The organism is Streptococcus sp. SP1 (genome assembly GCF_030440005.1).
Classification (GTDB): Bacteria; Bacillota; Bacilli; order Lactobacillales; family Streptococcaceae; genus Streptococcus; species Streptococcus parasanguinis.
In genome coordinates, this window is record NZ_JAQFJJ010000002.1 from 36,569 (window position 1) to 58,899 (window position 22,331).

Sequence of the window (22,331 nt, forward strand, 5' to 3'; positions counted from 1 at the left end):
CCTATGGATATTTACGTAAAAAAAGCCATTATTCATCAATTTAGCCCAGACGATACCGATCTCTATCTGGCAGATAAATTTCTCAATATCACACCTAAAATCGAGGAATACTTGCGTAAGAAGATTGAACGGGTCTACTCCGATGAAGCCAGAACCGGTATTTTCGAAGAGGACAATCCTTTTCTTGAGATGATCTCAGATGACCTATTAGAAACTTCAGTCGCAGTAGCGAATCGTTGGAAGGAAGAATTTTTCGTCTCTGAGAATCAAAAGACCAACGATTTGGTGTTCATTCAATTCTCAAAAGAAGGGGTGGACCATTTTGCCTTTCTTCGGATCGCCTTACGGGAAACCTTGACGCATCTTGGCGGTGAAGTGGACAATCCGATTAAGCTGACGCAAAATAATCTACCTGGTTTTGGGACTGGTGCAGATGAAGCTTTGGTCATCAATCTTCAAAGCCGCAAATACCACTTGATTGAAAAACGGATCAAGTACAATGGGACGTTCTTGAACTATTTTTCTGAGAATCTGTTGCAGGCGCAACCCAAGATCTCTCCTAAAAAATCGATCAAGGCACTAGAAAAAACAGCCCAGAAGATTGCGGAAAGCTTTAACACAGATGATTTTCAATTTCAATCAAAGGTTAAATCAGCTATTTTTAACCATATTGAGGAAGAAAATAAACTCTCTCCTGAGAAATTAGCGGATGATCTCTTCGACGACAATCTGACAGCTCGCCTTAGTTTTATTGACCAAGTTAAAGAAGCTGTACCAGAGCCTGTCACCTTTGAAGAGATTGATGCAAGTCGCCAGTTGAAGAAGTTCGAAAATCAGAAATTGTCATTGTCAAATGGAATTGAACTGATCGTTCCGAATAATGTCTATGAAGATGCAGAATCTGTTGAATTTATTCTAAACGATAACGGGACCTATTCTATTTTGATCAAAAATATTGAGGATATACAGAGTAAATAATGATTAAACGTATAGTGAAGATCTTCTTATTCATCTTACTAATATTTGGAATCTACAAGGGAATTCAGATCCACCATGATGTTAAACAAGTCATGCAGTACCGCTCCCTGGTTAGAGAAGTCCTTGCTGAGGAGGACACCACGGCCAATGAAAACCTCATTCTTGCTATGATCTATACTGAGACCAAAGGCAGAGAAGACGATGTCATGCAGGCGAGTGAGAGTGCAAGTGGTGAGACCAATACTATTAGTGATAATAAGGCCAGTATTCGCCAAGGAATTCAAACTCTTTCAGATGAGTTAAAAGAAGCCAAGAAAAAAGGCGTTGATAGCTGGACTGCGGTTCAAGCCTATAATTTTGGGAAAGACTACATCGATTACGTCGCAAAACACGGTGGAACAAATTCCTTAGAGTTGGCCCGCGCTTATTCGCGGGATGTGGTAGCGCCAAGTCTTGGCAATGTAACCGGTGAAACTTATCTTTACCTCCACCCTATCTCTCTTTTAAACGGGATGGAACTCTACATTAATGGTGGCAATATTTATTATTCCCGTTTGGTAGAAACCAATATGACGATTATGAAGTTATTTTCATGGTTTTAATCATTTTCCAGAGAGCCGATTGGCTCTTTTTTTAGCTGATCAGTTCCGCCTCCGATTTTGAGGGATAATAAAAATGTCATGCATTCTTAAAAGAACTGTAAGCTAGTTTTAAGAAATCAACTGTATAATGAAAATCGAAGTGGGTAAACTCTTTATTTACTTCTTTTTTCATCTCTAGTGAGGTGAGAAAGGTTATAAGAGATGCCCAGAGTTGATTTGAATTAGAAAGAAGAAAAAGATGAAATTAAAGAAGATTGCATTGTTTGTAACGACGACTTTGGCCTTGTTTACCGCTATCCCGCGGGTTTCCGCAGATAGCAATGTGCAGAAAGTCATTGATGAAACCTATGTCAAGCCAGACTATGTTTTGGGCTATTCGCTGGACCAAAGTCAAATCGAGCAAACCTTGAGTCTCTTGAACTACGATAGTTCGAATGATAAAGAGGAGTGGAAGACCATGACACCAGAGGTTTATTCTTCGATTATGAACGTTGCCAACGATGACAGTTTAGAACTGTATTCCTCTGTTAAAATTCAAAAATTAGGCAAAAATAAGCCACTAGAAGTGAATATCGTGACACCTCAAAACATCACCAAGGTCACTGCAGATATGTATCGTAATGCAGCCGTTACACTTGGATTGGAGCATGCTCAAATTACAGTAGCTTCCCCTATCCAGGTGACCGGTGAAAGTGCCTTGGCTGGTATTTATTACTCGCTTGAGAAAAATGGTGCCAAGGTTTCTCAAGAAAGCAAGGATCTAGCCCAAGAAGAGTTAAAGACTCTATCCGGAATCAATGAAGAAAACGCTGGTAAGAAAAACTTCGATGCGGATAAGTTAAACGTAGCATTGACCGACATTAAAACAGCAGTAGCCAATGCCAAACAGAACAATCAGGATTTAAGCAAGGATGATATTCGAAAGATCGTCGAAGAAACCCTGAAAAATTATAAGCTGGATACAACTGTGACAGGTGATCAGATTAATTTGATCGTGAATTTCGCAGTCAACCTCTCAAAGAGTAGTGTTATCAGTAGCAAAAGCTTTACGAAGACCTTGTCTGACTTGAAAGATAGTATCGTAGACAAGGCAGGCGATACCTTTAATAATATCAATCTCAATTTTGATACAAATGCTATTCTAAAAGACAGTGGAAACTTCTTCACAAATGCGTGGAATGCCATTGCTGGCTTCTTCGGAGCCATCTGGAATGCCATTGTCAAATTCTTTAGTGGTTTAGTTGGCTAAAAATAGCACGAAAGCACTGCAGACAATAAGTCAGAGTGCTTTTTGTGTGTTTAATGATTCTTATATTTTATAAGACATTTTTAGGGTTGCTAAATTCTAATTTTAAGCTAGTGAAAAAAAGGTCCACTGGGGACCTTTTTTTTATTTCTATCTTTGAAAGTCGGGACTATGACACAATTATTGCTCAGGATGTTCGTTTTCAAAGGAATTATATACTTCGAAAAGTTGATTTCGTTTAGTGATCTCAAGTTTTATAAAAATATTGTGTACATGTGTCTTCACAGTTCCAACTGAAAGAAACAATTGATCCGCAATTTCCTGATTGTTTTTGTGTTCAAGAAGTAGAGGAATAATTTCTTTTTCACGTTCAGTTAAATGAAGTTTTTCAGAGAATAGATCTAGTGTACTAGGGTTGTCAATTTTTGGGGATTTATCAAATGAACATAATTGTTCTTCTGCATTAGAAATAGCTTTCCAATCAGAAAGAATATATTTGATTATTAAATAACAAACAGCAATAGTAAACATGTCTTCACACATATTTCTATTTTGAATTCGTAGATTCAACAAGTCATACGAATCTATATTAAAAATTACAAATAAATCTTCCAAGATAATTAAAATGCCAAATAGCACTCCGATATTTGAAATAGTTTTTAAGTAATTTTTATTTCTGCTACTAATATTTAAAGATATTAGATTTCGTCTCGCATATATACCAGTATAAATCAAAAGAAGCTGATTGGGTAAATAGTACATAAAAACTCTTAATGGAGAATTGTTTAGAATCGGAAAAGCCATCCATATAAAAGTAATAGAAATAAGGCAATAGTGGGTTAATAAAGGTGTTTCTTTCCTCAGTCTAGCAACTATCCAAAACTGACAAATATTATTAACAAGATATATGACAGTTTTAACAAATGGAACTCCCAGAAAGTGTTGGTTATATGTGTTTCCGAAATCTTTAATTATTTCTGTCATTGATAGGATCAGATTATCAAAAATAAAAAAAACAAGATATAAACCGACTACAAAAAATAAGTATTTTTTATCTTTTTCTGAGTTTAAAGAATAGGTCAATACAATACCAAGGGTCAAAGTATACAGTATAATTAAAAATACATTGTATATATAAACTATTTCAATCATATTTAGCCTCCATTTATTCTGTGAAACTAATTAAGACTCTAAACTTTATTTAAAAGCAATAAAATAGGGAGTTTATATTTAAAATAGCATTACATTTTTAAAAGCATAAATACTGGGTTTAGTACTTAAACTTTTAAAAAAGTGGGTTTACACCTTTAAGTTTATCGCAAACTATAAAATTTTGCAATATCATTAAAGCATAACAACACAGGAGGTCTCAATTATGAGCAATAAAATTGATTATATTACAACAGAAGAGTTCTCTAAAGAGCAACTTTTAGAAATGGCTGAGCTATCTCTTAAGATTAAAGCTTGTATTAAAAATGGGTATTACCCACCTTTGTTGAAAAATAAAACTCTAGGTATGATTTTTCAACAATCATCTACAAGAACACGGATTTCTTTTGAAACCGCTATGACTCAACTTGGAGGGCACGCACAATATTTAGCACCTGGTCAAATTCAACTAGGAGGACACGAAACACTAGAAGATACAGCAACCGTGGTTTCTCGCTTAACAGATATTATAATGGCACGTGTTGAGCGTCATAAGAGTGTAGTTGATTTAGCAAAATTTTCTCAAGTACCAGTAATTAATGGTATGAGTGATTATAACCATCCTACACAAGAATTAGGAGATCTGATTACGATTATTGAAAATTTGCCGAAAGGAAAAAAATTAGAAGATTGTAAAGTAGTATTTGTAGGAGATGCAACTCAAGTATGCTTCTCTTTAGGATTAATTACATTGAAAATGGGTATGGAGTTTGTTCACTTCGGTCCGAAGGGATTCCAATTAAATGATATGCATAAGTCAAAATATGATGAAATTTGTAAACTATCAGGTGGTAAATATTTAGTAACTGATGATATAGATTCAATTACTGGTGCAGATTTCTTATACACTGATGTATGGTATGGCCTATATGAAGCGGAATTATCAGAAGAAGAACGTATGAAGGTTTTCTATCCTAAATATCATGTTGATTCAGAGATGATGGCAAAAGCAGGAGAAAATTGTAAATTCATGCACTGTTTACCTGCTACACGTGGCGAAGAAGTGTCTGATGAAGTGATGGATGGGCCAAATTCGGTTTGTTTTGATGAGGCGGAAAATCGTCTAACTTCAATGCGAGGTATCTTAGTTTATCTACTTCGTGATTTTGAAAAACGTCATCCATATGACCTTGAAAAACAATCTGTAGCTAAAGCAGAACTGGAATTATTTTTAAAATAAAAAGGGTTAATTTGCTTTAAATTGACGATGTTATAACTCTCCTCTTAAAGGAAGGAGAAAAAAATGGAAGAAAAGAAAAAATTTAGTTTGTTTACTACAGTATTAACTGTAATATGTGTAGTATTTGTTGCAGAAGCTGCAGCTCCAGTTGCGGCGATTGGGAATTCTCAATTCTTTTGGTGGTTATTTTTATTAATTGCTTTTTTGTTACCATACGGATTGATTTCAGCTGAATTAGGTACTACTTATATAGGTGATGGTGGAATCTATGATTGGGTGACGAAGGCGTTTGGACACCGATGGGGCTCAAGGACCTCCTGGTATTATTGGATTAATTTTCCATTGTGGTTAGCATCACTAGCTGTTATGACTCCTGGGTTGTTGACAACGATTACAGGTGTTGAGTTTTCGATGTTCTGGACATTATTAATTGAACTTGTATTTATTTGGTTGATTATATGGATAAGCTTTTATCCCGCAAGTGATAGCGTATGGATCCTCAATGGTGCGGCAATTATAAAGATGATATTAGCACTATTAGTAGGAGTCTTGGGATTATACATTGCCTTTACAAAAGGAATGGCTAATAAAATTACGTTGGATTCACTTTTACCATCATTTGATTTAAACAGTCTATCATTTATTTCTGTTATTATTTTTAATCTACTTGGTTTTGAAGTTATTTGTACGTGTGCGGATGATATGGAGAATCCTAAAAAACAAATACCTCAATCTATAATTGTTGCAGGTCTAGTTATTGCGGCTATTTATATATTTTCTGCATTTGGTATTGGGGTAGCGATTCCAGTTGATAAAATTTCTACTAGTAGTGGTATGATGGACAGCTTTAAACTTTTGACCGGATCAGAAAATGGATGGTTTATAATTTTAATGGCATTTCTGTTCTTACTAACTCTTTTTGGAAATATGATTTCATGGTCATTAGGAGTGAATAACACGGCATGTTATGCTGCTGAAAATGGAGATATGCCGAAGTTTTTTGCAAAACGTAGTAAAAAGAATAACATGCCAATTGGATCAGCTTTAGCAAATGGTTTTGTTGCAACATTTGTAGTAGTCATTGCACCAATATTGCCAAATCAGGATCTGTTTTGGGCGTTCTTCTCATTGAACCTTGTTATGTTCCTACTTTCTTATATACCAGTTTTTCCAGCATTTTATAAGTTAAGAAAAATTGATCCAGAAACCCCTCGACCTTTTAAAGTAGGAGGAAGTGATCTTATTTTAAAAATTATGGTTGTGATTCCAATTATTATGATTTTGATCTCGCTTTTATTTACAGCATTCCCATTATCTTTTGACGAAGTAACATTAGCTGATAAATTACCTGTAACTATCGGTTCATTAATTTGTCTTATCTTAGGTGAAGTAATTATTCGTGTGAAAAAAATCAAAAAATGATAGTAACTAAATACCAATACAACAAAAGGAGGACTTGAGATGTCTAAACGTATTTTGGGTACAACCCCTAAAGTAGATGGATTTCGAATGCCAGGAGAATTCGAAGAACAAGAACAAATTTGGATGTTATGGCCATGGCGAAATGATAATTGGCGTCTAGGAGCTAAACCGGCTCAAAAAGCATTTTTAGATGTTGCTAAAGCTATTAGTGAATTTGAGCCAGTCTCACTTTGTGTACCACCTCTTCAATTTGAAAATGCTATAGCTCGTGTATCTGCTCTTAATTGTGAAAATATAAGAGTAATCGAGATGACAAATGATGATTCGTGGATTCGCGACTGTGGTCCTACATTTCTTATAAATGATAAAGGTGAACGTCGTGCAGTAGATTGGGAATTCAATGCATGGGGTGGTTTAGTAGATGGACTCTATTTCCCTTGGGATCAAGATGCGCTTGTTGCAAGAAAAGTTTGTGAATTAACAAATACTGATTCTTATAAAACAGATGATTTTGTTTTAGAAGGTGGATCAATTCACGTTGATGGTGAAGGTACAGTGATGGTTACTGAAATGTGTCTTCTTCATCCAAGTCGAAACCCACATTTGTCAAAAGAAGAAATTGAACAAAAGTTAAAAGATTATTTGAATTGTGAAAAAGTAATTTGGGTGAAAGATGGTATTGACCCATATGAAACGAATGGTCATATTGATGATGTAGCATGTTTTGTAAAACCTGGAGAAGTTGCATGTATTTACACTGAAGATGAGAACCATCCTTTCTATAAGGAAGCAAAAGCTGCGTTTGATTTTCTAAGTGAACAAACAGATGCAAAAGGCAGAAAGTTAAAAGTACATAAAATGTGTGTTACTAAGAAGCCATGCTATCTTAAAGATGCAGATACGATTGATTTCTCTGAAGGGGCTATTCCAAGAGAGGAAGGAGAAGTTGCAATTGCATCATATTTGAATTTCTTAATAGTTAATGGAGGAATTATTCTCCCTCAATATGGTGATGAGAACGATGCATTGGCGGTTAAACAAGTGCAAGCGATGTTCCCTGATCGTAAAGTTGTTGGAGTTGAAACTACAGAGATTGCATATGGTGGTGGTAATATTCACTGTATTACACAGCAACAACCAGCAACGAAATAACATATGCAGAGTCTGGTAAAGCAGACTCTGTTTTTTTCTAATATATCGCATTAAATAGACGGAGGAATATGAAGATAAATTGCTTTACTAAGAGGTATTAGAGATGAAAAATATTAAAGTAGAATATAGCTGGTTGAAAAATTCTGCTATAACAGGAGTCAATCAATTGCCTGAACACTCTGAGCATTATTATTTTGATAAATATGTAGATATAAATCAACTAGACTATTATCAAATAGATAAGATGCACTTAAGCAGAAATTGGACTTACACGAAATCAGATTTCAATGAAAAAAATGGTGATGTCGAACCTACATTGTTAACTTTATTTAATCATTTTAAAGGTGAAGATAAATTAATTACTAAAAATATTTTCTTGAAAATGAAAAGCTTAAATCTTCCCGTGTATATTTGGATGAATGGGGTCTTTGTTGGATTTTCAAAGGGACTTGAACAGTCTATAGAGTTTGAAATTACAAATTTACTATGTTTGGAGGAAAATGAACTTAAAATAAAGGTATGCTCTATTGAAGAAGAAAAACAAAACAATAATGTGATGCTAGATTCAACGGTAGATTCAATCTTAGACAATATTTCGGAGAGCATTATTTATAGTACTCCTAAACTACATGTATATGATTTTAATACTGTATTAGGAAATAGTCAAAATTCTAATAAATCGACATTAACCATTGATTGCTTATTAAATGGATATTCTAATAGCGCTATAATTAGTGTTTATATATATGATAAAGAAAAAAATATTATTTTTAAGGAGAATATAGATTATACTAATAAACTTGAAAAAAGATATGATTTAGATATAAATTATTTAGCGATTTCTTTTGTAGAATTGTTGATAATTGATGATGGAACAATAGTAGAAACAGCTATAACAAAAGTTAAGATAGTGTAGGAGGAGTTATGTAAACATAAAAAGAAATAAATCCCTTTTAGTAGATTTGCGAAAGATCACTCTATAAGGGATTTATTTCTTTTACACAATTTACTACATTATTGTTTAATTTCCCAGTCTCAAAACGAGATATGATGAAATTTTTCATTCTTCTTATAGAGAAGAAACTATAATTTGCGTTTTTACATCCTAAAACTAAAAAGCCCTATCAGATCAGTTTCTGGTGGGGCTTTTGGTGGGGAAACAATCAATTTTGATTGATTTTTAACCTTTATAATAACCTAAAGTGCTGTTAAAACAACCTTTTCACTTCAAATCATGTTTATAAATCATTCCCACTCTACAGTTGCAGGTGGTTTACTTGTGATATCGTAGACGATGCGGTTGACGTGGTCAACTTCGTTTACGATACGGACTGAGATTTTTTGGAGGACTTCCCATGGAATCTTCGCAAAGTCAGCTGTCATTCCATCGATAGAAGTGATAGCACGGATGGCAATAGTGTAGTCGTAGGTACGGCCATCACCCATAACCCCAACAGAACGAACGCCTGTGTTGACAGTGAAGTATTGCCAGATATCGCGGTCAAGACCAGCTTTGGCGATTTCTTCACGGAGGATAGCGTCTGATTCACGAACGGTTTCGAGTTTTTCTTCAGTGATTTCTCCCATAACACGGATGGCAAGACCTGGGCCTGGGAATGGTTGGCGCCATACGATGTGGTCTGGCATACCAAGCTCAGTACCAAGCGCACGAACTTCATCTTTATAAAGAGTGTTGAGTGGCTCGATCAGTTCAAACTGCATATCTTCTGGAAGTCCACCAACGTTGTGGTGAGACTTGATGGTTTGAGCAGTATCCGTACCAGACTCGATCACGTCAGTGTAGAGAGTTCCTTGTGCCAAGAATTTCACATCTTTGAGCTTACTTGCTTCGTCATCAAAGACATAAACAAACTCGTTACCAATGATCTTCCGTTTTTTCTCAGGATCAGATACTCCAGCTAACTTATCAAGGAAACGTTTTGCAGCATCTGCTTTGACTATGTTCAAACCAAACCTGCCACCAAGCATCTCCATAACTTGGTCAGCTTCTCCTTTACGAAGAAGACCGTGGTCTACAAAGATACAGATCAATTGATCGCCGATGGCTTTTTGAAGGAGAACCCCAACAACGGAAGAGTCAACACCACCTGAAAGACCAAGAAGGACACGTTTGTCTCCGACGGTTTCACGGATTTTTTTGATCTGCATGTCAATGAAGTTGTCCATGGTCCAATCACCTTTAGCCCCACAGATGTTCAAGGCAAAGTTACGCAGGATGTCATAACCGTGAACAGAGTGACGAACCTCAGGGTGGAATTGGATTCCGTAGATTTTCTTGTCTGGATTTTCAATCGATGCAAATGGACAGTCGGCAGAAGTACCAGTGCGGATAAAGTCAGTCGGAATTTCTGTAACAGCATCCCCATGGCTCATCAAGACCAATTGTTTGTCTGGTGTGCCAGCAAAAAGAGCAGAAGATTCTGTCAAAGTCAATTCAGATTGACCATATTCGCGGTTACCAGCATCACCTGCAGGAACGACCTTCCCGCCCAATTTATGGGTCAACAATTGCATTCCGTAACAGATTCCAAGGATTGGAATACCGAGTTCGAAAATTTCAGGATCGATATCAAAAGAACCTTCCTCGTATACAGAGTTTGGTCCGCCTGAAAGAACGATCCCAACTGGATTGATTGCACGAACTTCATCAGCAGAAATCTTATGGCTCTTCAATTCTGAGAAGACTCCAATTTCACGAATCCGACGTGAAATAAGCTGATTGTATTGGCTACCGTAGTCAAGCACGATGATTTTTTCAACATCATGCAAATCAGTTGATAGGTTTGTCATCTTATCCCCTTCTTAAAGAAATTTACTTTCCTCTATTCTAACACAAAAGCCTTGTCTTTACCAATCTCTGATTGAAGAATTAGGAATTTTACGCTACAATAGAGATAACACAGAGAAAGAGCAAGGTTATGATTCCAGCTTACATTCAAATTCATGATCAAATTAAGTCTGAGATTGATCAAAAAATATGGAAAATCGGGGAGCGTCTTCCCAGCGAACGCGATCTGGCTGAGAAATTTCAGGTGAGTCGGATGACGCTTAGGCAGGCTATTACCCTTCTGGTTGAAGAAGGAGTGCTTGAAAGACGGGTAGGAAGTGGTACCTTTATCACCAGCACGCGCGTCCAAGAAAAAATGCGGGGCACAACCAGTTTTACAGAAATTATGAAATCGCAAGGCAAGGAACCTTCTAGCCAAGTGATATCTTACCGTAAAACCATTCCTAGCCTCCAAGAAGTGGATAAATTGGGCATCGATAAGACAGAGACCATCATTCGGATGGAACGGGTCCGGTATGCTGATGGGATCCCTGTTGTTTATGAAGTGGCCTCTATTCCAGAGAAATTTATTAAGAATTTCAATCGTGAAGAGGTTACCAGCCATTTCTTCCAAACCTTGGAGCGTCATGGCTATAAGATTGGAAAGTCGCACCAGACCATCTATGCGCGATTGGCCAAGGATAAGATTGCGGACTATTTACAGATTTCAAAAGGACAAGCTATTTTAGGTCTGACACAGGTTTCCTATTTTGAAGATGGGACGGCTTTTGAGTATGTAAAAAGTCAGTATGTCGGCGAGCGGTTCGAATTTTATTTGGAAAATAACTAAGCTCGCAATTCACAGTAATAAAAAAACTCTTCAAATGTTTGGGAGACTTTCTCTCTTTGGCATTTGGGAGCTTTTTTAGGTTGAAGACATTCTTTCTAAATAGTGATAGTAAAGGCAAAATGGAAATATTTTAAAAAATTTAAAAAAATTTTTATTTTTTCTTCAATTTTTGATTTTTTTTACGAATTAATAGATAGAAGCAGGTTTTAAAGCTTAATAAGAGATATAAGGCAGGAAAAAATGAAAAAAATTAAAATAGATGTGGTAGCCGTTCCCTTGAGCGGGCATCTGTACCCAACTTTAAATCTCGTTAAACCCTTGTTAGATGATCCTTCGATGGAGATCCGGGTTTTCACAGGACCTCAGAAAAAGGCCGTTGCAGAAAGTTTTGGCTTCACTGTCGTTCCAATTCTAGAGGACAAAGTAGAAGAATTTGAACGCGCGGCGAATAACGATAAGAAACTCAATCTTTTTTCAGCTTATCGGCAATTATCCAAGAGTCTGGATTTGATTAATCATGTATCGGATCAATTGTTAGAGGAGTGGCGCGTCAATCGTCCAGATATTGTGATTGCTGACTTTATCACTCTATCAGCTGGTTTTGTGGCTGAACAGTTGGAAATTCCTTGGATTACCACCATGGCGACACAATTTGCAATCGAAACTCCTTATGGTCCTCCTTGCTTCTTCGGAGGGATGGGAGTCGCGCGCACAAAGAAGGAAGAGAAGGTACAAGCACTATGCCGTAAACTCACGCGCATTGGAAAATACTGTGGGGCTTTCCTCTTACGCAAACGCTTAAAACGTTACAATTTCAAGTTGTACAATCAAAATGGAGTGGAGACCATCTACTCTCCTTATGCCATCTTTGGAATTGGGATGATGGAGCTAGAGTTGAAAACACACTTCCCTCATCAATATGCGTGGCTTGGCCCTTTGGGAACTTCTCTTGAAAAAGCTGAAGATTATCCTTTAGATCTCAGTCCTTACGAGGACAAGACGAAGGTACTCGTGACATGTGGAACCCAGTTGCCTTGGGCGAAGGAGAACTTGCTTCAGCAAACCAAGCAGTTGGCCAAAGAGCATCCAGAATGTCACTTTTTTGTCACTCTTGGAGATGGGGCAAAGGAATTCTCTGAAGAAGAAGTAGCGCCAAATGTGACGGTTGTCTCATATCTACCCTACAAAGAATATATTCCGCAGATGGACTATGTCATTCACCATGGAGGAGCTGGAATCTTTTATCAGTGTATCGAATTTAAAAAACCAGCCTTGATCTTGCCACATGATTATGACCAATTTGACTATGCGATTCGAGGAGTAGAAGCAGGAATTGCTTTTCAAGCACATCGCAATCGCACCGAAGAGATTCAAGCAGGTTTTAAGGCCCTATTAGAAAAAGAATCTTGGGAAAAGTTAGAAAGACTAAACAAACTTTCAAAAACCTACAAGCCGTTGGATACCTTGGAGTTTGAGATTCAACGATTATTAAGACGTGGAACGGATGGGAAACTATGAAAATTCTTGTAACAGGTGCGACTGGCTTCCTTGGAAAATATGTGATCGATGAGTTGTTGGCTCACGATTATTCCATTGTAGCCTTTGGCCGAAACGAAAAAATTGGGAAGGCTCTGGAAGGTGAGCGCGTCCAATTTATCAAAGGGGATTTGAGCGCTATTGAGGAATTAAGACAAGCCTTCCAGTCTGTTGATGCTGTGGTTCACGCTGGAGCTTTATCCACTGCCTGGGGACCTTGGAAGGCCTTCTATCAGGCGAATGTAGTTGGCACTCAAAATGTCCTTGACTTGTGCCGTGAATATGCGGTAAAACGCTTGGTTTACGTATCTTCTCCCAGTATTTACGCAGCTGGAAAAGACCAATTAAACATCAAGGAAAGCGATGCTCCCAAAGAAAATCACCTCAACAATTACATCCGAAGTAAATTGGCGTCTGAAAAACTTTTTTCTGACTATTCAGATGTGCCAAGTATCATCTTGCGTCCTAGAGGATTATTTGGTGTGGGGGATACCAGTATTTTGCCTCGTGTCTTACGCCTCAGTCGAAAAATTGGAATTCCTTTGATTCGAGGAGGAGAGCAGCTCATGGATATGACCTGTGTGGAAAATGTTGCCCTAGCCATTCGCTTGGCTCTGGAAGCAAAAGAAGCCCACGGACAAGTTTATAATATTACAAATGGGGAACCAAAGACCTTTAAGTATTTGATCGAAACCACACTAAAGGGATTGGGAGAGCCGATTCGCTATCGGAAACTTCCAGCAGGTCTAGTAGCAAGTGTGGCTTATAGCCTTGAAGGGGTGTATCGATTCTTTCATCTGAAAGCCGAACCCCCATTGACTCGCTATACCTATTATCTCCTTCGATATAGCCAAACCCTCGATATTAAAAAGGCTCAAACTGAACTTGGCTACTATCCAAAAATGACCATTGAAGAAGGGGTTGACAACTATGTCCAACATGATCAAGCACATTGATTATTTTCCAGCAGGCTATTGCAGCAGTCATTCTGGTCTCTTATTTAAAGGGATTCCGAATGAAAAAATGCAATTTCCAGCAGGTGTCTTTTTGATTCATCATCGTGAAAAAGGCTATATTTTGTACGATACCGGCTATCACTACGAGATTAAGAAAAAAGCTCGGTATTTCTGGTACCGTCTAGCCACCCCAATGCAGATGAAAAAAGAAGACCAGATCAATTATTTATTGCAAGAGCGTGGGATTGATCCGGCATCCATTTCCTATGTGATTCTTTCGCATCTGCACCCTGATCATCTCGGAGGAGCAGCACTTTTTCCAAATGCTCATTTCTTTGTCACCCAGGAAGTCTATGAGGTGTACCAAAAACCGAAATTAAAAGATCTGATTTTTAAAGAGTTTTTGCCAGCTGATTTCAAGGATCGGGTGACTTGTCTCAAAGCAAATCAAAGGCATCCTGCTTTCCCTTACCGCCCGACTGTGGATCTTTTTGGAGATGGGAGCATTCTTGTTTCGTCTATCGATGGACATGCGAAAGGGCAAGGCTGTCTTTATCTGGATGAGCTCAAGCTCTTTATTGGGGCGGATCTTTCTTGGGGAGTAGACCTCTTGCCTTTCACACGGCAAATGCGTCTCATTCCTTCCTTGGTTCAGGATGATAAGAAGGCTTATTTAAAAGGAGCTGATTTGCTGGAAACACTCTTGCAAGATGGTATTCAAGTTGTGGTTAGCCACGACCCGCAAGAACGGATTGAAAGGATTTTAAATGAAAAAAACAGTCTTTCTAAAAACCTTTATTGAAACTAGATGGTGTCATCGATTCCGTTCAAAAGAGGCCTTGAAGCGATACCAAGATAAGCAATTGGCACGCTACCATGCTTTTATCACCTCTCAGTCCCCCTATTTTCAAACCCATTCTCCCGAATCCTTTGGGACCATGGATAAAACCTTCATGATGACACATTTCAATGAACTCAATACCCTAGGGGTGGATCGAGATCAGGCTTTAGAGATGGCTATTCGCGAAGAACAGACGCGAGATTTTACTGAGATGAATGGAGAAGTAGCAGTAGGCTTGTCTTCTGGGACTTCCGGCCACCGAGGAGTTTTTGTCACCACAGAAAAAGAAAGAAGCATGTGGGCTGCAGCGATTCTAGCCAAGATGTTGCCAAAAGGAAACCTGTTTGGTCATCGCATTGCCTTTTTCTTACGAGCAGATAATGAACTCTATCAAACCATTAATTCAGGCCTTATCCGCTTGGAATATTTTGATATTTTCAAGGATAGCAAGGAGCATTTAGAGCGTCTCATGGACTATCAACCAACCATTGTGGTCGCACCAGCTTCTACCTTGATTGAGTTAGCCAACTATGTCAGCAATCAGCAACTTGCGATCCAACCCGTCAAGGTTGTTTCTGTCGCAGAGATTCTAGAAGATCGAGATGCTCAGACCATTGCCAAAACCTTTCAACTAGACAAGGTTGATCAGGTCTACCAAGCGACAGAGGGATTTTTAGCTTGTACCTGTTCAGAAGGCAATCTACATCTTAACGAAGATATTTTGTATGTCGAAAAAGAGTATCTAGATGATAGCCGCTTTTATCCGATTATTACGGATTTCAAACGAACCAGTCAACCCATCTATCGCTACCGACTCAATGATATTCTGGTGGAAGAAAAGTCCCCTTGTCCTTGTGGCTCCATCTTTACTCGAATCGCAAAGATCGAAGGACGATCAGATGATATCTTCTATTTCAAAAAAGAAGATGGTAGTAGCCAGATGATCTATCCGGATTTTATTCGGCGGTGCATTCTCTTTGTCGAAAATATTCAGGACTATCAAGTAACTCAGTTGGCAGATGGATCCATTACCATTGCCTTGAGTCACCGGACAGAGTCTATGGAGCAAGCGATCTTTGCTCAATTTGAACTCTTAGCTCAGCAAAAACAATTCATTCTCCCAAGTATTCAATTTATCGATTACCAATGGGACCCAACACGTAAATTAAAACGTGTTCAACGACTTCAATAAAAGGAGAATCCTATGACTACTGTAAAAAGACATTTGCAAATTAAAGGCTATGGAACTGCGCTTCCATCTCATACAGTTACTTTCAAAGACCAGACTCGCTATCGCGTGAAAGAAGGAGAAGAAACACAGATTGATCTTGCAGCGCGTGCGATTGAAGCGGCTTTAAACCATGCAGGGCTTGAAATGGCAGACATCGACTGCCTGGTTTCGGCTAGTGCGGTTGGTGTTCAGCCCATTCCTTGTACAGCTGCTCTGATCCATGAGCGCGTGGCCAAGGGACTGACGATTCCTGCTATGGATATCAATACAACTTGTACCAGTTTTGTATCAGCTTTGAGCACTGTTTCTTATCTGATTGAAGGTGGTGAATACCGTCGGGTTCTGATTGTATCTAGTGAAGTAGGAAGCCTAGGGCTTAATCCTAAACAAAAAGAAAGCTTTGAACTGTTTAGCGATGGAGCTGCAGCTTTTATCTTTGAAGCAACAAAGGAAGATAAAGGAATCATTGCCAGTATGCAACGTACCTGGTCTGAGGGAGCCCACGATACCGAAATTCGTGGTGGTTTGACAGCTTATCATCCGAAATTGTACTCTGAAGCAACCAAGACGGATTTCATGTTTGATATGAAAGGGAAGAAAATCCTTTTGCTTTCTGCCCGTGTTATTCCAGAAATGTTCCAAGAATTCCAAGAGAAATCAGGCATTTCTAAAGATGTTGTAGACTATATTATTCCTCACCAAGCAAGCCGTGCCTTGCCACTTGTCATGGACAAATTGGGCGTTGGCAAAGACAAGTACCTCAATATTGTCAGTGATTATGGAAATATGGTTTCGGTAGCCGTGCCTTTCGGCCTAGCCTATGCACTGGATCATGGCTATGTGAAGGAAGGAGATACTATCTTTTTGATGGGAACTGCAGCAGGGATGACGGTCAATATGTTGGCACTGAAACTCTAATGATAGATCCTCTTATTTCAAGCTCAAAAAGCATCAAGTCCCGCTAGTCTTTAGCGGGCTTTTTTGATATAATGAAAGGTATGGAAATTGAGAAAACCAACCGAATGAATGCGCTCTTTGAGTTTTATGCAGCGCTCTTGACGGACAAGCAGATGAACTACATCGAGCTCTATTACGCAGATGACTACAGCTTGGCTGAGATCGCGGAAGAGTTTGGAGTGAGCCGTCAGGCGGTCTATGACAATATTAAACGTACAGAAAAGATTTTGGAAGACTACGAAATGAAACTCCATATGTATTCCGATTACATTGTTCGTAGTCAAATTTTGGATCAGATTTCTGAAAAATACCCTGAAGATCCTTTTTTACAGGAACAAATTTCTGTGCTTTCCAGTATCGATAATCGAGACTAAATAAATATAAGACTTAACTAGGAGAAAGAGTATGGCATTTGAAAGTTTAACCGAACGTTTACAAAACGTCTTTAAAAATCTTCGTAAGAAAGGGAAAATCTCTGAAGCAGATGTCCAAGAAGCGACCAAAGAGATTCGTCTAGCCCTCTTAGAGGCCGACGTTGCCCTTCCTGTTGTAAAAGACTTCATCAAACGGGTCCGCGAGCGGGCTGTAGGTCATGAAGTCATCGAAACCTTGAACCCTGCCCAACAAATCGTGAAGATTGTCGATGAAGAATTGACTGCGATTTTGGGTTCAGAAACAGCAGAAATTATCAAATCTCCAAAGATTCCAACCATTATCATGATGGTCGGTCTTCAAGGGGCTGGTAAAACAACTTTTGCTGGGAAATTAGCTAACAAATTAGTCAAGGAAGAAAAAGCGCGTCCTTTGATGATTGCGGCCGATATTTATCGTCCAGCGGCCATCGACCAGTTGAAGACCCTTGGTCAACAGATCAATGTCCCTGTCTTCTCACTTGGTACAGAAGTCCCTGCAGTAGAGATCGTTCGCCAAGGTTTGGAGCAGGCAAGAGCCAATCACAATGACTATGTCTTGATCGATACGGCTGGTCGTCTGCAAATCGACGAAAAACTCATGGGCGAGTTGCGCGACGTCAAAGCCCTTGCCGAGCCAAACGAAATCCTCTTGGTTGTCGATGCCATGATTGGTCAAGAGGCAGCCAATGTGGCGCGTGAGTTCAATGAACAACTCGAAGTAACTGGGGTCATCTTGACCAAGATCGATGGGGATACCCGTGGTGGTGCGGCCCTTTCTGTCCGTCAGATTACTGGGAAGCCAATCAAATTCACTGGTACTGGTGAAAAAATAACCGATATCGAAACCTTCCACCCAGACCGTATGTCTGGTCGGATCCTCGGTATGGGGGATATGCTGACGCTGATCGAGAAGGCTTCTCAAGAATACGATGAGAAACGTTCCCTTGAACTCGCTGAGAAGATGCGGGAAAATACCTTCGACTTCAACGATTTCATTGATCAGTTAGATCAAGTTCAAAACATGGGACCAATGGAAGATTTGCTCAAGATGCTTCCAGGGATGGCCAATAACCCTGCCATGAAGAACCTCAAGGTCGATGAACGAGAAATTGCTCGCAAACGTGCGATCGTATCATCCATGACACCAGCTGAACGGGAAAATCCAGATCTATTGAATCCAAGCCGTCGTCGTCGGATTGCTGCTGGATCAGGAAATAGCTTTGTCGAAGTCAATAAATTCATCAAGGACTTTAACCAAGCCAAACAGATGATGCAGGGCGTCCTCTCTGGTGATATGAACAAGATGATGAAACAAATGGGGCTCAATCCAAATAACATGCCGAAGAATATGCCTGGTGGAATGCCTGATATGTCTGCCCTCGAAGGCATGATGGGACAAGGTGGCATGCCTGACTTGTCAGCTCTTGGCGGAGGCGCTGGAATGCCTGACATGAGCCAAATGTTTGGCGGTGGTCTCAAAGGAAAAGCCGGTGAATTTATGATGAAACGGGCGATGAACAAGATGGCCAAACAAATGCGCAAAAATAAGAAAAAACGGAAATAATCGTTTCTAATAAGGGCCTGGAACACACTGTTCTGGGTTCTTTTAGAAACTACTACTAGAGGAAACATGTTAAAAAAACTATTTCAACAACTCATTCGTTTCTTTGCAAGATTGTTTTCTTCGCACAGAAAGCCCTTTGAATTTCCTAAAGGGTCGAAGAAACCACCGATTAGACCAATCATCTTTGTACCTGGGAGTTCAGCCAGTATACAGCGATTCAACGGAACCATCCACATGCTCCATCGCTTTTCTAGAAAAAAACAGAGTCTCTTAAAAATAAAAGTCAACAAAGATGATTCTATAGAGATGGAAGGAAGACTGAATACGAAAGAGCCGAATCCGATGATTGTGATTGGCTTTGAGAACAATCGAGATGGCTACAGCAATATCAAGCAGCAAATCGAATCCCTTAAGATCGCTTTAACCTATCTTCTTGATCACTATCATTTTACAGAGTTTAAGGCAGTCGGGCATTCCAATGGGGGACTGGTTTTGACTGGTTTACTGGAAAGTGGCTTTTTAGAGAAAAAGAAGGTAACCGTCAGCAAGTTGGCTATTATTGGTAGTCCTTACCAATTCAATCAAGAGATGTATGAAGATTTTCAAACATGGAAGCATCGCCTGGGAAAAGAAGTAGAGGTCCTTAATTTTGTCGGTAGCTTTGCTGGAAAATCAGATGGCATCGTTCCTCTCTCTAGTGCACAAGCAGCAAAATCTATTTTTGACAATCAAACTTATACAGAAGTGAATTTAAACGGTCGTAAAGCTCATCATTCAGCTTTACCCACTAATCCAGATCTAGTGAAACAATTAAGTATATTTTTGAATCTATAAGCGAATTACATAATTTTGGTTATGTAATTTTTGTTTGTCTCTTGCAATCCTTAAGTAAATATGGTACATTTTTGGTAGCGATTACATATACCTAAGGAGGATTATATGAAAGATCCTAAATTACTAGAGACAATGAAAGATTACAAGGGACGGGATGAGCTTCCCGCAGATTTTGATGCCTTTTGGGATCAAGCCCTAGCAAAGATGACTGAACTGCCTGAATACAAGCTCGAAGAACGAGATTTCAGCATTCCAAATGTGATTTGTTATGAATTAACCTCTAAAGGAACCAGAAATGGCCTTGTCTATTCAAGAATGATCCTGCCAAAAACGGAACAAAAGGTTCCCGTTATTTTCCATTTTCATGGCTATATGGGCCGTTGTTGGGATTGGGCTGATATGCTGGCTTATACAGTAGCAGGCTATGGTGTTGTATCTATGGACGTGAGAGGCCAGTCAGGTTTTTCAACCGATGGAGATCGCTCACCACTTGGGAATACCGTAAAAGGACAGATTATACGTGGAGCCGTGGAAGGTCGGGATGAGCTCTTTTATAAGGATGTTTACTTAGACCTTTACCAGTTAATTGAAATTGTAGCCAGCCTCCCTCAAGTAGACGACAGCAAACTTGCCAGCTATGGAGCCTCTCAAGGTGGTGCCCTGGCTCTTGTGGCTGCTGGATTGAATCCTCGTATACAACGAACGGTGGCCATTTATCCATTCTTATCGGATTTCAGACGTGTATTAGAGATCGGGAACACCAGTGAGGCCTATGACGAGCTTTTCCGTTATTTCAAGTTCCATGATCCATTTCACGAAACTGAAGATCGTTTGATGCAGACTTTAGCCTATATTGATGTAAAAAACTTTGCCCATCGCATCAAAGGACAAGTTCACATGATTACAGGACTGGATGATGATGTTTGTTATCCTGAAGCGCAGTTTGCCATTTATAATCGCTTAGAATGTCCAAAAGAGCATTTAATCATGCCAGAATATGCTCATGAAGCTATGAACGTTCAAGTCAATGATCGAGTCTATAATTGGCTCTGTGGTAGCAAGATTCCATTTCAGTATGTAGAAAAATAAGTTAGAGAAGAAAAACAATCAGTAAATCCATGAGATTTGCTGATTTTATTGTGGTTAAAAGGGATCTAGTATAGAAAGAGATACAAAACAGTCCTATAAAACTAAAAGTTTATGTACAATTGACTTAACGTGAGCTAAACTATTGATACAACTGAATTAGAAGCATAAAGTACATTCTTTAAGGAGTGTACTTTTTTTTTATTTTGTACATTATTTTGAAGTGTTATTTTGTATATTTTCTAGTTCATAACATCATCTGATTTAAGGAATTGATTTGTACATTTTTACTTTAATAGATGCAGAAGAAGTAGTGGTTCAATTGTACATTTTTGCTACTCATTTAAGGTCTTATTGATAGTAAGATATAGATTTTTACTCGTGGTGCTAGTTAATCTCAAAGTATCTCAGATTATAAGTCAGTACAATTTGCTCCATTCTCAACTGCAATCCTGTTAAGCCTCTAGCTAGTGTTTGTTCGACATCAAAAAAAGCACAAAGTTCTGAAAATCGAGTTTCAATAGTCCGTCTCATAGCCATTAGTTTCCAATGATTATGTTGTTTAGCTCTTGCCATATTTTAACGTAAAGGCGTCCAAAGATGGTAACTTTTCTGTTTCAACTGTTCTCTGAGTACATAGTTAAGATATGCTAAATCAGCTAAAACATAGGATTGAGAACAATTTTCTAGTAAGTCATCAACTGCCCTAATATCATGTACTGAGGCAGGCGTTACAACATAATTCAGAATATAGCCTGATAGGGTGACCAGCATATGTACTTTGAATCCATAGACCCAAAGGTGCTTAGAGGAATTGTAACCAATGTCGGCTAGTTCATTAAAAACATGTGCTCTATGGTTACGGACTAGTTGACAAAGTGATAAGGGGAAACTATCTATGATGACAATGTTATTGGGAGAAATTTGAGTATTTATGGCTTGCCGAATAATTTGGACTAACCAAATCAACTGCCTTGACCGTCGGTTAAACCGACTTCTTTCAAGGAGACACCCACAAGGATTCTTGTTTAGAAGCACCGAATCAATCAAGAAGGAGCATCCTGAGGTTCCAGCATTTGAAGAATATGACGAGCTACTTGAAGCAATCAAAAAATCCCTATAAAGGGATTTCTTTTATACCTATAATACCTTGTGCAAAATAGTCGTATATATCAAAATCAGAGTCACGTTACCTACTATTAGACCAAAAGTAGCAAGCAAGGTCTTTGATGTACCTGGCTTAAAATCTGCACTAATCAAATATGGCCAAAAGCATACTATTGGGAAAATGGCTATTAACACGCATACATAGGTAGGAATGCTTGTCCAAAGAAAGCGTGTCGTCTCTAACCAGTGACCCCATGAAGGTATCACTATTTTGCTTATAGTGAAAAGTATGCATATAAGGTGGACCACTAGAAGATAAATAGCATACTTTGTCTTACTTAGTACTTTTTTCTTTTTCATTTTACCTAATTATCCCTGC

19 protein-coding genes and 1 pseudogene are annotated in these 22,331 nt (G+C 38.7%); 17 read left to right on the plus strand and 3 right to left on the minus strand.

Annotation, left to right across the window (positions count from 1 at the left end):
- Positions 1–3: 3 nt before the first annotated feature.
- From PCY07_RS01280 to PCY07_RS01290, 3 genes are all read left to right on the plus strand, one after another.
- A complete protein-coding gene (locus PCY07_RS01280) occupies positions 4–978 on the plus strand; it encodes a nucleoid-associated protein (protein ID WP_301355096.1) in 975 nt (324 codons plus the stop codon).
- Entirely contained in the window at positions 978–1,580 is a 603-nt protein-coding gene (locus PCY07_RS01285) for a lysozyme family protein (RefSeq protein ID WP_003007284.1), read from the plus strand. Before PCY07_RS01280 ends, PCY07_RS01285 begins: the two co-directional genes overlap by 1 nt.
- A gap of 238 nt (positions 1,581–1,818) precedes the next feature.
- Positions 1,819–2,829 carry a DUF1002 domain-containing protein gene (locus PCY07_RS01290; RefSeq protein ID WP_301355095.1) on the plus strand — a complete coding sequence of 337 codons (1,011 nt, stop codon included), beginning with the start codon at positions 1,819–1,821 and terminating at the stop codon, positions 2,827–2,829.
- 177 nt (positions 2,830–3,006) lie between these two features.
- Here PCY07_RS01290 and PCY07_RS01295 read toward each other — a convergent pair whose 3' ends face one another.
- Positions 3,007–3,978 carry a response regulator transcription factor gene (locus tag PCY07_RS01295; RefSeq protein WP_301355094.1) on the minus strand — a complete coding sequence of 324 codons (972 nt, stop codon included), beginning with the start codon at positions 3,976–3,978 and terminating at the stop codon, positions 3,007–3,009.
- Positions 3,979–4,201: 223 nt separating this feature from the next.
- On the opposite strand from PCY07_RS01295, the gene ptcA reads away from it, so the two are divergent.
- From ptcA to PCY07_RS01315, 4 genes are all read left to right on the plus strand, one after another.
- Entirely contained in the window at positions 4,202–5,215 is a 1,014-nt protein-coding gene (gene ptcA / locus PCY07_RS01300; protein ID WP_301355093.1) for a putrescine carbamoyltransferase, read from the plus strand.
- Positions 5,216–5,278: 63 nt separating this feature from the next.
- Complete coding sequence (locus PCY07_RS01305; RefSeq protein ID WP_013903609.1) at positions 5,279–6,637, plus strand: APC family permease; 1,359 nt, start codon at positions 5,279–5,281, stop codon at positions 6,635–6,637.
- A 39-nt stretch (positions 6,638–6,676) separates the two neighbouring features.
- Complete coding sequence (aguA, locus tag PCY07_RS01310) at positions 6,677–7,789, plus strand: agmatine deiminase (RefSeq protein ID WP_301355092.1); 1,113 nt, start codon at positions 6,677–6,679, stop codon at positions 7,787–7,789.
- A gap of 103 nt (positions 7,790–7,892) precedes the next feature.
- Entirely contained in the window at positions 7,893–8,705 is an 813-nt protein-coding gene (locus PCY07_RS01315) for a hypothetical protein (protein ID WP_301355091.1), read from the plus strand.
- A gap of 329 nt (positions 8,706–9,034) precedes the next feature.
- Here PCY07_RS01315 and guaA read toward each other — a convergent pair whose 3' ends face one another.
- The gene (gene guaA, locus PCY07_RS01320; protein WP_301355090.1) at positions 9,035–10,600 is read right to left on the minus strand and encodes a glutamine-hydrolyzing GMP synthase; all 1,566 of its coding nucleotides are present in this window, start codon (positions 10,598–10,600) and stop codon (positions 9,035–9,037) included.
- A gap of 128 nt (positions 10,601–10,728) precedes the next feature.
- Here guaA and PCY07_RS01325 point away from each other — a divergent pair, with 128 nt between their 5' ends.
- The 10 genes from PCY07_RS01325 to PCY07_RS01370 all read left to right on the plus strand — a co-directional run bounded on the left by PCY07_RS01325 (position 10,729) and on the right by PCY07_RS01370 (position 20,848).
- Positions 10,729–11,427 (plus strand): GntR family transcriptional regulator, encoded by a 699-nt coding sequence (locus PCY07_RS01325; RefSeq protein WP_003016564.1) that lies wholly within the window; start codon positions 10,729–10,731, stop codon positions 11,425–11,427.
- Between the two features lie 240 nt (positions 11,428–11,667).
- Positions 11,668–12,945, plus strand: a complete 1,278-nt coding sequence (locus PCY07_RS01330; protein ID WP_301355089.1) for a glycosyltransferase — start codon at positions 11,668–11,670, stop codon at positions 12,943–12,945.
- On the plus strand, positions 12,942–13,919 hold the full coding sequence (locus tag PCY07_RS01335; RefSeq protein ID WP_301355088.1) for an NAD(P)-dependent oxidoreductase: 978 nt from the start codon (positions 12,942–12,944) through the stop codon (positions 13,917–13,919). Before PCY07_RS01330 ends, PCY07_RS01335 begins: the two co-directional genes overlap by 4 nt.
- Positions 13,894–14,721 carry an MBL fold metallo-hydrolase gene (locus PCY07_RS01340; protein WP_301355087.1) on the plus strand — a complete coding sequence of 276 codons (828 nt, stop codon included), beginning with the start codon at positions 13,894–13,896 and terminating at the stop codon, positions 14,719–14,721. Before PCY07_RS01335 ends, PCY07_RS01340 begins: the two co-directional genes overlap by 26 nt.
- A complete protein-coding gene (locus tag PCY07_RS01345; RefSeq protein ID WP_301355086.1) occupies positions 14,687–15,952 on the plus strand; it encodes a F390 synthetase-related protein in 1,266 nt (421 codons plus the stop codon). The genes PCY07_RS01340 and PCY07_RS01345 overlap by 35 nt, the downstream gene beginning before the upstream one ends.
- A 12-nt stretch (positions 15,953–15,964) precedes the next feature.
- Positions 15,965–16,909 (plus strand): 3-oxoacyl-[acyl-carrier-protein] synthase III C-terminal domain-containing protein, encoded by a 945-nt coding sequence (locus PCY07_RS01350; RefSeq protein ID WP_301355085.1) that lies wholly within the window; start codon positions 15,965–15,967, stop codon positions 16,907–16,909.
- 80 nt (positions 16,910–16,989) lie between these two features.
- The gene (locus tag PCY07_RS01355; RefSeq protein WP_003016592.1) at positions 16,990–17,322 is read left to right on the plus strand and encodes a putative DNA-binding protein; all 333 of its coding nucleotides are present in this window, start codon (positions 16,990–16,992) and stop codon (positions 17,320–17,322) included.
- Positions 17,323–17,353: 31 nt separating this feature from the next.
- Entirely contained in the window at positions 17,354–18,925 is a 1,572-nt protein-coding gene (ffh, locus tag PCY07_RS01360; RefSeq protein ID WP_201089168.1) for a signal recognition particle protein, read from the plus strand.
- Between the two features lie 66 nt (positions 18,926–18,991).
- On the plus strand, positions 18,992–19,759 hold the full coding sequence (locus tag PCY07_RS01365) for an alpha/beta hydrolase (protein WP_301355084.1): 768 nt from the start codon (positions 18,992–18,994) through the stop codon (positions 19,757–19,759).
- A 105-nt stretch (positions 19,760–19,864) separates the two neighbouring features.
- Positions 19,865–20,848, plus strand: a complete 984-nt coding sequence (locus PCY07_RS01370; protein WP_301355083.1) for an acetylxylan esterase — start codon at positions 19,865–19,867, stop codon at positions 20,846–20,848.
- Between the two features lie 384 nt (positions 20,849–21,232).
- Here PCY07_RS01370 and PCY07_RS01375 read toward each other — a convergent pair.
- Positions 21,233–21,865 (minus strand): annotated as a pseudogene (locus PCY07_RS01375) (IS982 family transposase); the annotation flags it as partial.
- Positions 21,866–22,331: the final 466 nt, after the last annotated feature.